The sequence below is a fragment of the Pseudomonas fluorescens genome (assembly GCF_000802965.1).
In the GTDB taxonomy this organism is placed as follows: Bacteria; Pseudomonadota; Gammaproteobacteria; order Pseudomonadales; family Pseudomonadaceae; genus Aquipseudomonas; species Aquipseudomonas fluorescens_A.
Map to the genome: position 1 here is coordinate 49,191 of NZ_JSAK01000021.1, position 12,794 is coordinate 61,984.

Below are 12,794 nucleotides of genomic sequence, written 5' to 3' on the forward strand. Positions count from 1 at the left end.
GTTGATTATTCCTGAACCGGTGTCAGAGCAATCCGCAAGGCTTCGATTGCAGCATCACGGGCGGTGCTGTCAGCGAACGCCGGGCTGTCGCCGACGCACTCGCCTTCGAGCCAGACGCTGAAGCTCAGGTCTTCACTGCGTACGTCCAGTGGCTGGCCCGATTGCAGTTGTTTGGTCACCTGGCCTGCGGTTTTGCCGTCGGCAAAGTTGCGCGACAACAACAGTTGCTCGCCATCAGCCGCCAGCAGACGGAAGCGGAAACTGCCGTCGTCTTCGCGGAAGCTGACGAAACGCGCGGCTTTCACGGCTTTCTTCTTAGTCGTGGCAGCGACTTGGGCCTGGGCCACGAAAGAACGCAGGCCCACCGCCTCGCGCAATTCGTTGAGGAACGGCGTCGCGACCGCACGGGCCTTTTTCGCACCGTGTTGCAGGATGTCTTCCAGGTCTGCCGGACGCTCGATCAACTGGTTGTAGCGCTCGCGGGACTCGCCCAGTTCGTTATCCAACAGTTGGAACAGACGGTTCTTCGCCTCGCCCCAACCCAGACCACCCAACAATTCACTGCGGAACTCGTCAGCCTGAGTCGGGGTGGCGAACGCCTGGAACAGGGTGAACAGGTGCGAGTTGTCCGGATCTTTCGCTTCGCCTGGTGCACGGGAGTCGGTGACGATCCGCGAAATCGCGTCCTTCATCTCTTTGGCGCTGCTGAACAACGGAATGGTGTTGTCGTAGCTCTTCGACATTTTCCGGCCATCGAGACCCGGCAGCGTGGCCACGCTTTCTTCGATCAGCGCTTCAGGCATGGTGAAGAATTCTTTGCCCTGACCGAACAGGTGGTTGAAGCGCTGGCCAATGTCCCGGGCCATTTCCACGTGCTGGATCTGGTCGCGACCGACCGGCACCTTGTGCGCGTTGAACATCAGGATGTCCGCGGCCATCAGCACCGGGTAGCTGTACAAGCCCATGGTGATACCCGCATCCGGGTCTTCGCCGGTTTCGACGTTCTTGTCCACCGAAGCCTTGTAAGCGTGGGCGCGGTTGAGCAGGCCTTTGGCGGCAACGCAGGTCAGCAGCCAGGTCAGCTCAGGGATTTCCGGGATGTCGGACTGGCGGTAGAACGTCACGCGGTCCACATCCAGGCCACCGGCCAGCCAGGTCGCGGCGATTTCCAGGCGCGAGCGCTGGATGCGCAGCGGGTCATCGCATTTGATCAGGGCGTGGTAGTCGGCCAGGAAGTAGAACGAATCGGCATTGCTGTCACGGCTGGCGACGATCGCCGGGCGGATGGCGCCAGCGTAGTTGCCCAGGTGCGGCGTGCCGGTGGTGGTGATGCCGGTGAGGATACGGGTACGAGTCGTCATGGGTAATCGCTTGTCAGACTGCAATCAATTCGAGAGACGCGGCAGGATCAGATCCTTGAGATCGGTCAGCTTGCCATGAAAAAAGTGTCCGCATTCTGCCACTTTCAGCAGCTCATGGGGACGTTCGAGCTTGTCAGACCATTCGTAAACCAGCTGCGGATCGATCACTTCGTCGGTTTCCGGCTGGATCAAGGTCAGTTCGCCCTGCTGCGGCAGTTGGTCCTGATCCCCCAGGCGCATGACCGCCGGCGCGACCATAAACAAATGCTTGAGCTGCTCGCCCTGCGCTTCCAGACGTCCGCCGAGACTTGCTGCAACAAATCCGCCGAAGGAAAAACCGAACAGCGTCAGCGGCAATTGCGGGTGTTTGGCGCGAATCCACTCGGCGACAGCCTGGGCGTCATCGACTTCACCGGTGCCCATGTCGTGCGAGCCTTCGCTGGCGCCGACGCCACGATAGTTGAAGCGCAGGGTGATCAAACCGGCGTCGCGCGCGGTGCGCTGCAGGGTCGAGACCACTTTGTTGAGCATGGTGCCACCTTGCACCGGGTTCGGATGGCAGATCAGCGCGAGGCCGCGCGGTTGTTCACTGTCCAGGTAAAGTGCTTCCAGTTGGCCGACCGGGCCATCAATCACTACAGGGGTTTCGCGCATAAGCAAGGAAGGAACTCCGTGACCTCGAATCGGGTCGACTCGTCTAGCAAATTGTCTGTAGCTGTCTATTGCGAGTGAATCGCGGTATACAGCGCAGGTTCGAGCCGTTAACGTAAAGCAAAGCCGTTTATAGAGGAAGGACTCGTGGAACACTCGCTCTTAGTTTGGTTGTTGCCGACTCTTGCCCTGGTTGTGGGTGTCGCCATTGGATTCCTGATCGCTCGCCTTGCGCCGAATGCCGCGCCTAGCAGCACGCAACGTCAGCTGGACGATATTCAGGAACGTTTCGACAGTTATCAGAACGAAGTGGTGACCCACTTCAACAGCACAGCAACACTGGTCAAGAAACTGACTGCGAGCTATCAGGAAGTGCAGGATCATCTCGCCGAGGGTGCCAACCGCCTGGCTCTGGACGAGCAGACCCGCCAACGCCTGCTGGCCTCCCTGCACGCCGACGCGACGCAGGCTCCACGGGAACGCCTGACGCCGCCGCGCAATCAGGAACCGCCGCGCGACTACGCGCCAAAAGCCCCGAACGCTCCGGGCATGCTCGATGAGCATTATGGCTTGAAGAAGTAAAAGCCCCTGTAGGAGCTGTCGAGTGCAACGAGGCTGCGATCTTTTGATTTTTAGAAGCTCAAGAACAAAAGATCGCAGCCTGCGGCAGCTCCTATAGGAAACGCGAGCATGTCCCGACACAAAAAAACCGCCCGATCTGTGAAGATCGGGCGGTTTTTTTACGGCTGAAGCTTATGGGTACTGCTTAACCGAACCTTACTGCTGAGCACCGTACTGCTGACCAGGAATCGCCTTGAGGTTGACCTCGACGCGGCGGTTCTGCGCGCGGCCATTGACGTCACCGTTGCTGGCAACCGGGTTATCCGGCCCGGCGCCACGGGCGCTCAGGTTGGTGCCGCTCACACCTTGCGAGGTCAGGTAGGTCGCCACGCTCTGGGCGCGACGCTGCGACAGGTCCATGTTGTGCTGGCGGGCGCCGGTGCTGTCGGTGTAGCCGACGATTTCGATCTGGTTCTGGTTGAACTCTTTCAACGAACCGGCCAGGTTGTTCAGCGGCTGGTAAAAGCTTGGAGCGATATTCGCCGAGTCGGTAGCGAACGTGATGTTACCCGGCATGATCAGCTTGATCTGATCGCCTTGGCGTTGAACTTCAACACCAGTGTTGGCCATGCTGGCGCGCAGTTTCTTTTCTTGCTGGTCAGCGTAGTAGCCGTAACCGGCAGCGGAAGCACCGACGACGGCAGCACCAATCAACGCCCCCTTGCCACGGTTATCGTGGTTGATGGCCGCACCGGCCAAAGCACCGGCGAGAGCGCCGAGGCCACCGTATTTGGCAGTTTTGCTCATACCTTGGGAGCCGCCATCAGCTTGACCCTGGTTGTCGTAAGGGTTAGGCGAGGCGCAGCCAGACAGCAAGGCCACAGCGGTAGCGACAATAATCAAACGACGCGTGGTGAACATGAAGAGCTCCTACTTTTTGCATTCTATGGTGCAAGGGACTTAAGCATTGGCCCTTTGCGGGCGTTGGATCGCTTTGCAGGTCAAAAATTCCGCCCGTTACAAATCAGGCGCGAACAAACGGATTCTCACGCATTTCATCGCCAAGACGGGTGTCTGGACCGTGGCCGGTCACCACGGTCGCCTCCTCGTCGAGCGTGTATAAGCGCTGCTTGATCGAGCGCACGATGGTGGCCTGATCCCCACCCCACAAATCCGTACGCCCTACCCCACGTTTGAACAGCGTGTCACCGGCAATCAGCAGCTTGGCGTCGGAAAACCAGAAGCTCATGGAGCCCGGTGTGTGACCCGGCGTGTGCAATGCCACGCCGCAACCGCACGCCAACTCTTCATCGTCCGCCAGCCAGCGGTCCGGCGAGGGCACCGGCGTATAGGGCACACCGAACATCTGGCACTGCATTTCCAGATTGTCCCAGAGGAATTGATCTTCCTTGTGCAAGTGCAGGGTCGCGCCGGTTTTCTCTTTCAGTTGGCCGGAGGCGAGGAAATGATCGAGGTGCGCATGGGTATGGATGATGCTGACCACTTTCAGGCCGAGGGCATCGAGCCGAGCGAGGATCAGTTCGTGATTACCACCCGGATCGACAACGATGGCCTTTTTCGTTACCGGATCGCCGATGATCGTGCAGTTGCACTGCAACGGGCCGACGGGGAAGGTTTCGCGGATAAGGGCGGGTTGCTGAGACATCGGTGGGTGCTCGATAAACAGGGATGGGCAATGTTCGCACAAATCGGCACCCGACTATTTATCGCAATCTGTAACTTAAATTTCACCCCTAGCCCAACACCCCCAACTCTTTGGCCCGCGCCACCGCCTGCGTACGCCGCTCGACCCCAAGCTTGCTGTTGATGTGGCTGGCATGGGTTTTAACCGTGTGCAGCGAAATAAACAGCTGATCGCTGATTTCCTGATTCGAGCAACCTTGGGCGATAAGGCGCAGGACGGCCAATTCCCGGGTGCTGAGTTGTTCGGTCGCCGCAGCCGGTTCCATCGCCTGGCGCGCCGCCACGGTCGGAAGTTTTTCTGCGAGATCTTGGGATACGGTGCTCGCTGCACAGATTTGAAGTTGCCCACGCAACCAGTCCGGATGCTCGGTCAACAAGCCGTCAAACGGTTGCAATACGCCGCCGGCGGCGGCATCCAGTGCCAGAGCCAGCGCCTTGCGCGCCTCGGGTTCACGACCGCTGCCCAGTAACAGCGAGACTTTTTGCGTGAGCGCCATCGCACTGAGCAATTGCCGGCCACTTTTCTGACCCTGTTCGAGCAGCGCATTCAGACGCCCTTCGGCCAGCATCGGTTGCGCCTGAATAACCTCCAGCAACGCTTGTTGCAATTCGATATGCAGCGGCAATTGCGGGTGGAATTCCGGAGGCGCTGCCGGGTGTTCGCCGTTATACGTCTGACCTAATCGTGTCAGCCAGGCTTCCGCCAGGTCCGTACGCCCCTGGGCCAACCAGAGCTCGCATTTGACCAGGGTGATCATGGCCAGATAGTAGATCGGCGGCACGTCCCAGATGTGCATCAGCCGTTCGGCTTCGGCGAGCTCGGCGAAGGCCTTGGCGAATTCGCCGCTGCTGCCTTCCAGCCGTGCGATCACGCAATGGCCGATTAGCACGCTGATGTCACGACAGGCACGCGCTTCGCTCAATCCAGCCTGCAAACGCACTCTCGCCGCTTGAGGCTGCAAACGCAGCGCCAGCAAAAACCCTTCGTACAAGGTGAGGCGGGCGCGCACCGCATAGAGCCTTTGCGGGGATAACCCGTGCAAGCGTTGCAGTCCCTGTCGGACTTCATCCAGCGAACGAAGGATTTCCCCACGGGCTTGCAACACGCGCGCGCGGTCATAATGGGCCAGCGCTTCGAACAACGGGTTGCCGACCCGTTGCGCCAACTCCAGGGAATCACGGTTCAACCCGCGCGCACGCCACAAATCGCCATCGGCAATGGCCAGGTTGGACAGGGTCGAGAGGCACATCAATCGCTGGCCGTAACGCTTGCACGGAAGGCTATCCAGCGCTTCGGTGCAATAGCGCAACGTGAGTTCGCGGTTGCCACGCCCGCGAGCGATGATCCCGCTCAAGGCCAGCCACTGCGCCAGCATCGACTTCTGCGCAGTGGCCGACGGGGCCGGCAGGAAGCGACTCAAATGGCTGGCCAGCTCCTCGGCGGCATCCAGTTGGCAGGCCAGTCCCAACGCCCAGCTGTAGAGCACGATCAACCGTGGTGTGCTGATCAGCAAGCTGTCGGGCAAGTCCATTTTCCAACGCAGCAACATGCCGACGTTTTGTTCGGCCAGCAGTTGTTCTTCGGAAAGGTTTTGCACCAGGTTCGCCGCGACGTCCAGATGCCCGGCACGCAACGCCTGCTCTACCGCTTCATCGAGCAACCCTTGGGCGTTGAACCAGCGACAGGCGCGCAGGTGCAGGCTGGCAGCCGGCACCATTGTCTGAGCGGTCGGTCGAGTGCGCAAAAGATCGGAAAACAAATGGTGATAGCGATACCAGTGGCCATGTTCGTCCAGCGGCACCAGGAACACTTGGTGAGCCAACAGGAAACGCAGAATCTCGGCGCTGTCATGGGCGTCGCGAACGGCGTCGCACAATTCGCTGCAAAAACGCTCCTGGGGTGCGGTGTCGTAGAGAAACGATTGCACCTCGGCGGGCAGACAATCGATCACCTCTTCAAGCAGGTAATCACGAATCAAACCTTCCCCGCCGTGAAGTGCCTGCGGTAACTCGCCGTGGTTGCCCGCCTCCGACGCCGCCAGTAACCAGAAGCGCAGCCCGGCGACCCAACCTTCGCTACGCTGGATCAGGCTTTCCAGTGCTTCACCGCGCAACGAACTGCTGTGCCGGTCGAGCAGGCTCAACGCTTCATCGTGGGTCAGGCGCAAGTCCTGCTCGTGAAGCTCCAGCAATTGTCGCGACAGCCGTAGCCGCGCCAGATGCCAGTCCGGACGCTGTCGACTGGTGACCATCACCAGCAAGCCATCGGGAAGGTGATTGAGGAAAAATTGCAGACAGCGATCGAGAACCGGCCCTTGGGCCAGATGATAATCATCGAGTACGAGTAACAGTGGTGTCGCCGTCGACAGGTGTACGGCCAACTCGTCGAGCAAACCATCGAGCCATTCTTCGAAGGCAAATGGCTGATGCCGCTGGCGCATTTTCAGCAAGCCGAGGGACTGCCTGCCCAGTTGCGGAAAAAAGTCCTGAAGGCCTTCAAGTAACCGCTCGAGGAATCGGCCGGGGTCACTGTCTCGTGGACTCAACCCCAGCCAAAGACTTTGCCAATGCGCCGGTAGTGACTGGCAAAATTCCACTGCCAACGAACTCTTGCCGAAGCCCGCCGGTGCACTGACCAACAACAGCCTGCCACCGAGCCCCGCACTCAAGCGCTCGCACAAACGCGGCCGCAGCACATGGCCGTCGGGCAATGGCGGTCGGAAAAAGCGCTCGTCCAGCGCCGCGACAGCAACGCTTGCAGGACCTGGTAACGGGGACAGATCAGTCATGGCCGGCTCTTGTTTGAATTGCGGGTGGCGGCGTTGCAGATGTCCGCAGACTAGCGGTAAACGGCGAGGGAATGAAGGTTATTGCTACAAATGGCTACAAAAAGTCTACGAACAAAAAGATCACAGCCTCCGCAATACCTGTAGGAGCCGGCTTGCTGGCGATGGATGCGCCGCGTTTAACCAGACCACACGCGTTATCGTTAACGACCATCGCCAGCAAACCGGCTCCTACAGCGTGTAAAACGCAAAAAAAACGCCCCGAACCAGTCGGGGCGTTTTAGAGGATGCGGCCTCAGCTCAGTAAGCGTTAGCGAACGCCCTCCTGACGCAATGCTGCCGGGGTGAAGTCGCTGGTGGTGGCAGTGAAGCCGAAGTCATACGCCGACTTCTCTTCGTTCTTCATCCCCAGCGCCAGGTAACGACCCGACTGCAAGTCGTACAAGGCTTCGAGGGCGTACCACGGCACTTGCTTGTCGTAGTAGTTCTCGGCATGCGCCTCGGCAACGCGCCACAGCTGGTTGCGACCGTCGTAATGGTCGATTACCGCTGCTTGCCAGGTGTCTTCATCGATGTAGAAATCACGCTTGGCGTAGATATGGCGCTGACCTTCCTTCAGGGTTGCAACCACATGCCAGACGCGACGCAGCTCGTAACGAGCCAGGTCCTGGTTGATGTGACCGGCCTTGATGATGTCGGTGTACTTGAGGTTCGGATCGTCGAGCTTGTAGGCGTCGGAGGCGATGTACATCTCCTTCTTGCCTTCGAGTTTCCAGTCGTAGCGATCCGGTGCACCGTTGTACATGTCCAGGTTGTCGGAGGTACGCAGGCCATCGGCGGCGGTACCCGGCCCGTCATAGGACACTTGTGGTGCACGACGCACACGACGCTGACCGGCGTTGTAGACCCACGCCGAACGCGGCTCTTTCACCTGGTCGAGGGTTTCGTGCACCAACAGCACACCACCGGCCAGACGCGCCGGCGCGGTCACTTTCTGCTTGAAGTAGAACAGGATGTTGCCCGGGTTCGCCGGATCGTAATCCTTCATCTTGTCGCGGAACACGAACTGGTCCTGGAAGTAAACCAGGCTGAACGAGCCGTTCGGCTGCGGCGTGGCCTGGGTTACCAGGCGGGTCACGCTGCCACCGCGATAGCGGGTGATGTGGTTCCAGATAACTTCAACGCCGCTTTTCGGAATCGGGAACGGCACGGCGGTTTCGAAGTTTTCCAGGCCGTTACCGCCGGACACCAGGTTGGTGTTGGTGGCGTTCTTTTTGATAGCGGCAAACACGTCATCCGGCACGGTAGCGCCGCGATGGGACGGGTAAACCGGCATCTTGAAGGTTTCCGGGTAACGCTTGAACATCGCGTACTGGCCCGGGGCGAGTTTGTTCTTGTACTGATCGACGTTCTGCGCCGTGATGGTGAACAGCGGTTTTTCGCTGGCGTATGGATTGGACAGGAAACCCTTGCTGTCAACGGTACCGGCGTTCTTCGGCAATGGCTTCCAGGCCGGGATCGAACCGTCGGCGTTACCCGCCATTTCGGCGCCCATCGGTGTCAGGCTCTTGCCCAGTTTGTCCGCTTCGGCCGCAGGAACCGCTGCCATGACGCTGGTCGCCAGCAGCGACAACCCCAGGACACCGGCGTGGAACAGACTCTTTGTTATTTTCATGTGTGTGATCGTCCTGAAAATACAGTGCTTAGAAGTTCACGCCGAAGCTGAGCGCAACGAAGTCGCGGTCATCCACGGTGGTGTACTTGCCGTCGAAGAAGTTGGTGTACGCCAGGCTTGCGGTGTAAGTGTTCTGGTACTCGGCGTCGACACCCAGGCTGACCGCTTTGCGACCTTCCTCGAAGTTGCCGCCAGGACCAGGCGAGTAACCTTCCACGTCATGGGACCAAGCCACGTTCGGCTTGAGGTTCACACCGGCGAATACGTCGTTGTATTCCCAGATGGCGCGACCGCGGTAGCCCCAGGAGTTTGCGGTGGTGAAACCGTCGTTTTCGCAGTAACGGCTTACGTTGTTTTGCGCGCCGCCCGCCAGGGTGGAGGTGTTCAACGCCACACACTGGTTGTTCGGCAATGGGCCAGGGCCGTAGCTCGGGTCACGGCCATAACGCGCCTTGGAACTGTTTTCCAGGCCGCCGACGTGGGTCCAGCCAACCTCGCCCACCAGGGTCAGACGCTCGGCGCCCATCACTTGGTCGAAGAAGTGAGTCAAAGTGGTCTGGAGCTGGGTGACTTCCTTGCGGCGATAGCCTTGCTGGTCTTGCCCAGGCGCACCCTGGAGCACGGAAACGCTTGGGTTCAGTGGCGTCAGGCCAGAGTAGAGGATATCGGTGGTGTTGAGCTGAACCGGAGCATTCGGCCGATAGCTGAGTTCACCACTCCACGCAGTACCTGTAGGCAACGTGGTGGAGAAGCTCAGGCCATACAGGCGAATGTCTTCAGGGTATTCGACGTAGTAGCTGGAGTTACCCGCCACTACCAATGGCAGCAAGGTTGGAGCAAGGCCCGCCGCGACACCGACCGGAACGCCGGCACCGACCAATCCGCCCACCAGGCCAGCGCCACTGTAGGCGCTCGCCGGTGCGCCGTGACCGCTGAAAATCGGCGCACGGCTGTGGTAGTTCATGAAGTAGGCACCGAACTCGGTGTCCAGCGGATCGAACATGTACTTGAACGACACACCAAACTGACCGCTGTCACGGGCATCGCGGTCCGGGCCGCGACGAACGATCACGCCTTCATCCGGGTTACCCCAGGTCACGCCGCGGGCGGCGAGGGTGTTGAGGGTCGCGTTGCGCAGTCCGGCCGGCAGACCCGCCGCCCCGAGTGCACCGTTGAGCCCGTTACGGGTGCGCAGTACCGCGAGGTTGTTGTCGCAGCCATCGGCGATGACGTCCGGTTGCGAGAAGAAGGTGCCGCAGTTGTCGGCGACGGTCTGGTCCCATTCAATCTGGTAGAACGCTTCGGTCGAAAGGTTCTCGGTCAGGCTCTGGGACACGTAGAACATGTTGACCGGGATCAGGCCTTCCTTGATCTCGGCGCCAGGACGACGGAACGCGGACACGTCGATCGGGTTGATCGAGTTGATGCCGCCGCCGATGAAGGTACTTTCACCCCAGCTCACTACCTGCTTGCCCAGACGCACGGAGCCCGGCTGATCGGCAATGGCGTAGTTGTGGTAGACGAAGGCGTCGAGGATCTGACCACCGGAGGATTTGGCGCCTTCCTTGCGATTGTCGTCGCTGATGTCCTTGAACGGACGGCTTTCGTCCTTCAGTTCAAAGTCGTACCAGTATTTGCCTCGAACGAAAATGCCGGTGTCGCCGTACTTCAACTCGAGGTCATGGATGCCCTTGAAGATCTTCGAGAAGGTATCGCCGCTCTTGAAGTTCAGGTGACCGTCATCGGAGGTCTGGGACAGGCCGCGGCCGCCGTTGTTGACGCCGATGAGGTTCTTGTTGGCACTTTCAGTAGACCAACTGGCACCGATCGACAGGGATGAGTCGAACTGACCTTCGATTTCACCAACGTTGAAACTGACGCCGAATGCTGGCCCGGCGAGCGTAGAGGCAAGACTGACGGCCAAAGGCAGTTTCGCCCGGCGCCAGAACTGGTTTACTGAAGTCATCGACGCTTCTCCATGTGCATTATTTTTATGGCAGTGAGCACTTCTAAAAACGTTGTGGATGACAGGGAGCCAAGGCTTCCCAAAATCATTCCAAAATTGCATCGCCCCGTTTTGTGCGTTTGCTCCGTTCTTAAAAATCCTTGAGCGGACTATAGCCAGCAGGTAGTAGTGCTTGATCCCTCTAAAGTGTGATTTGCAGCTGCCAGCCACTCTGGAACAGTCCTTTCGCCAGGCCGACAACCGTCGGCGCGACAAGGATGGCTGAAAATTCGGATTTGACAAGCCAAGCGCTTGCTTGGTGGGGCTGGCGTGCCTTTTTGGGCACGCCAGAAGGCACTTAAAGCGTCGAAAGGAAGGTGCTGTTGTTGGCCTGCCATTCGGTGATGTCGACGCGAATCCGCTTCTTGTCGAGTTTGCCGACACTGGTCTTGGGAATTTCAGTAACAAGGGCGATCTGGCTCGGGATGGCCCACTTGCTCAGGTGCCCCAGCTCCACGAATGGCTTGAGGTGTTCCTTGAGTTCTTTGGCCCCAATCTCATGGCCTTCGCGAAGCACCAGCAAGGCAAATGGCCGTTCGCCCCACTGCGGATCGGCGATCCCGACCACTGCTACTTCGCGTACCGCCACGTGACGACTGATCAGGTCTTCGAGGTCGAGGGAGGAGATCCATTCGCCACCGGTCTTGATCACATCCTTGATCCGGTCGCGGATGTCGATCACGCCCATGCTGTCCAGGGTCGCCACGTCGCCGGTGTGCAGCCAGCCTCCGGCCCAGAGCTCGGCGCCCTTCTGCGGCTCGTTGAAATAACCTTCGGTGAGCCACGGCGCTCGCAGCACCAGTTCACCCTGGGTCTCACCATCGGCGGGCAGGAAGTTGCCGTCAGTGTCGACGATCGCCGCCTCGACCAATGGCCCCGGCACGCCCGCCTTGATCCGGTACGTAGTGCGTTCGTCTTCGGTGCCGGCCATGAGTTCATCGTTGAGGTGCGCGCACGAAACCAGCGGCCCGGTTTCCGACATGCCGTAGGCGGCGGTCAGTTGAATGCCTTTGGCCTTGGCCGCTTCATATAGGGCCCGATTTAGCGCACTGCCGCCGATAACGATTTTCCAGCCGCCGAAATCGGTGCTTTGTGCGGCCTTGGCGTTGAGGACCATTTGCAGGATGGTCGGCACGCAGTGGGAGAACGTAACCTTTTCCTTGCGCCACAGCTCCACCAGGTATTCCGGGTCGTAGCGACCGGGATAGACCTGCTTGAGCCCGAGCATGGTCGCCACATAAGGCAGGCCCCAGGCGTGCACGTGGAACATCGGTGTGATCGGCATGTACACGTCGCTGGTACCCAGCAGGCGCACGCTGTCGATCGAACCCATGATGGTCGACACACCCATGGTGTGCAGCACCAGTTGCCGATGGGTGAAGTACACGCCCTTTGGGTTACCGGTGGTGCCTGTGGTGTAGAAGGTCGTTGCGACCGAGTTTTCGTCGAAATCCTGAAAATCGTACTGCGGGCTCGCGGCCGCCAGTAGTTGCTCGTATTCACCGATGAGGTTCGGCAGATCAGCGGATTTTTCCGGCAGGTCGGTCAGTAGGAGGGTTTTTTCAACCGTGGTCAGGTGCCCGGCAATCGCGTTGTAGAGCCCCACGAATTCGCTGTTGACCAGCACGAAGCGGTCCACGGCGTGATTCATGGTGTAGAGAATCTGTTCTGGCGACAGCCGCACGTTGATGGTGTGGATCACCGCACCGATCATCGGAATGGCGAACATGCATTCCAGATAGCGATGGCTGTCCCAATCCATCACCGCCACAGTATCCCCGGGCTTGACCCCGGCCGCGGTCAGCACATTGGCCAACCGCGCGACCCGTTCGATCAGGGTCGGATAGCTGTAGCGCAACTGGTCGCGGTAAACGATCTCGCGGGTTTTCTCATAACGCGCGCCGGACATCAGCAGCCGTTTGATCAGCAGCGGATACTGGTAAGCGCCTTCGGCTGGGGGGATAACGCGAGTCTGCAACATAAGAATCCCTTTTCTGACTGCACGGTCGTGGCTGAAAGCAAGCACTGTAGTGCCCTTGATCGCCCGCCAA

The 12,794-nt window shown here is 59.5% G+C and carries 9 protein-coding genes; 1 reads left to right on the plus strand and 8 read right to left on the minus strand.

Going from position 1 to position 12,794, the window contains the following annotated elements; translation table 11 throughout:
* Positions 1–5: 5 nt before the first annotated feature.
* Both NL64_RS18675 and NL64_RS18680 read right to left on the minus strand, forming a co-directional pair.
* Positions 6–1,361: a tryptophan--tRNA ligase gene (locus NL64_RS18675; protein ID WP_034149546.1), complete on the minus strand. Its 1,356-nt coding sequence runs from the start codon at positions 1,359–1,361 to the stop codon at positions 6–8.
* A 24-nt stretch (positions 1,362–1,385) separates the two neighbouring features.
* Positions 1,386–2,015, minus strand: a complete 630-nt coding sequence (locus tag NL64_RS18680) for an alpha/beta hydrolase (protein WP_034149547.1) — start codon at positions 2,013–2,015, stop codon at positions 1,386–1,388.
* A gap of 144 nt (positions 2,016–2,159) precedes the next feature.
* Between NL64_RS18680 and NL64_RS18685 the strand changes: the two genes are divergently transcribed.
* The gene (locus NL64_RS18685) at positions 2,160–2,594 is read left to right on the plus strand and encodes a YhcB family protein (protein ID WP_008060245.1); all 435 of its coding nucleotides are present in this window, start codon (positions 2,160–2,162) and stop codon (positions 2,592–2,594) included.
* Between the two features lie 195 nt (positions 2,595–2,789).
* Here the strand turns inward: NL64_RS18685 and NL64_RS18690 are convergent, their stop codons facing one another.
* The 6 genes from NL64_RS18690 to NL64_RS18715 all read right to left on the minus strand — a co-directional run bounded on the left by NL64_RS18690 (position 2,790) and on the right by NL64_RS18715 (position 12,724).
* On the minus strand, positions 2,790–3,494 hold the full coding sequence (locus NL64_RS18690; RefSeq protein WP_034149548.1) for an OmpA family protein: 705 nt from the start codon (positions 3,492–3,494) through the stop codon (positions 2,790–2,792).
* Positions 3,495–3,597: 103 nt separating this feature from the next.
* Entirely contained in the window at positions 3,598–4,239 is a 642-nt protein-coding gene (locus NL64_RS18695) for an MBL fold metallo-hydrolase (RefSeq protein WP_034149549.1), read from the minus strand.
* Between the two features lie 88 nt (positions 4,240–4,327).
* Positions 4,328–7,066, minus strand: a complete 2,739-nt coding sequence (locus NL64_RS18700) for a LuxR C-terminal-related transcriptional regulator (RefSeq protein ID WP_034149550.1) — start codon at positions 7,064–7,066, stop codon at positions 4,328–4,330.
* Between the two features lie 307 nt (positions 7,067–7,373).
* A complete protein-coding gene (locus NL64_RS18705) occupies positions 7,374–8,738 on the minus strand; it encodes a DUF1329 domain-containing protein (protein ID WP_034149551.1) in 1,365 nt (454 codons plus the stop codon).
* Between the two features lie 28 nt (positions 8,739–8,766).
* Positions 8,767–10,704 (minus strand): DUF1302 domain-containing protein, encoded by a 1,938-nt coding sequence (locus NL64_RS18710; protein ID WP_034149552.1) that lies wholly within the window; start codon positions 10,702–10,704, stop codon positions 8,767–8,769.
* 337 nt (positions 10,705–11,041) lie between these two features.
* On the minus strand, positions 11,042–12,724 hold the full coding sequence (locus tag NL64_RS18715; RefSeq protein WP_034149553.1) for a fatty acid--CoA ligase: 1,683 nt from the start codon (positions 12,722–12,724) through the stop codon (positions 11,042–11,044).
* Positions 12,725–12,794 lie beyond the last annotated feature (70 nt).

Coding starts and splice junctions, on each gene's coding strand:
- NL64_RS18675 (WP_034149546.1), bottom strand. CDS start 1,361: ATGACGACTCGTACCCGTATCCTCACCGGCATCACCACCACCGGCACG.
- NL64_RS18690 (WP_034149548.1), bottom strand. CDS start 3,494: ATGTTCACCACGCGTCGTTTGATTATTGTCGCTACCGCTGTGGCCTTG.
- NL64_RS18715 (WP_034149553.1), bottom strand. CDS start 12,724: ATGTTGCAGACTCGCGTTATCCCCCCAGCCGAAGGCGCTTACCAGTAT.
- NL64_RS18680 (WP_034149547.1), bottom strand. CDS start 2,015: ATGCGCGAAACCCCTGTAGTGATTGATGGCCCGGTCGGCCAACTGGAA.
- NL64_RS18705 (WP_034149551.1), bottom strand. CDS start 8,738: ATGAAAATAACAAAGAGTCTGTTCCACGCCGGTGTCCTGGGGTTGTCG.
- NL64_RS18695 (WP_034149549.1), bottom strand. CDS start 4,239: ATGTCTCAGCAACCCGCCCTTATCCGCGAAACCTTCCCCGTCGGCCCG.
- NL64_RS18710 (WP_034149552.1), bottom strand. CDS start 10,704: ATGACTTCAGTAAACCAGTTCTGGCGCCGGGCGAAACTGCCTTTGGCC.
- NL64_RS18700 (WP_034149550.1), bottom strand. CDS start 7,066: ATGACTGATCTGTCCCCGTTACCAGGTCCTGCAAGCGTTGCTGTCGCG.